Below are 336 nucleotides of genomic sequence, written 5' to 3'. Positions count from 1 at the left end.
CGGCTTCGTACGCCAGCAGCTATTCCCCTTCCGGCCAATGCCGCCAGCACGCAAGGACGACGAGGCATAGGACGGCCCAGCATGCTTGGGCCGCCCTGGGTGGCCCAGTGCTGAAATGTGCCGCTGAAAGCGGCCCGGATGCCGCGCGAGTAGCAACGGCATGAAAGCGCGGCACAAAAGAAAAAGGCCGCTGCATAAGCAGCGGCCTTTTTCATCGAGTCTTGGTGCCCAGAAGAGGACTCGAACCTCCACAGTGTTGCCACCGCTAGGACCTGAACCTAGTGCGTCTACCAATTTCGCCATCTGGGCTTCGTTTGCTGCTTTGCTGCAGCGCTG

Annotated in this window: 1 tRNA gene; it reads right to left on the bottom strand. The window is 60.7% G+C overall.

Annotation, left to right across the window (positions count from 1 at the left end):
- Window positions 1-222 precede the first annotated feature (222 nt).
- A tRNA-Leu gene (locus OR16_RS39145) sits at window positions 223-309 on the bottom strand.
- Window positions 310-336: the final 27 nt, after the last annotated feature.

The organism is Cupriavidus basilensis OR16, assembly GCF_000243095.1.
GTDB lineage: Bacteria > Pseudomonadota > Gammaproteobacteria > Burkholderiales > Burkholderiaceae > Cupriavidus > Cupriavidus basilensis_D.
This window is presented reverse-complemented; position numbering and strand designations above follow the sequence as displayed.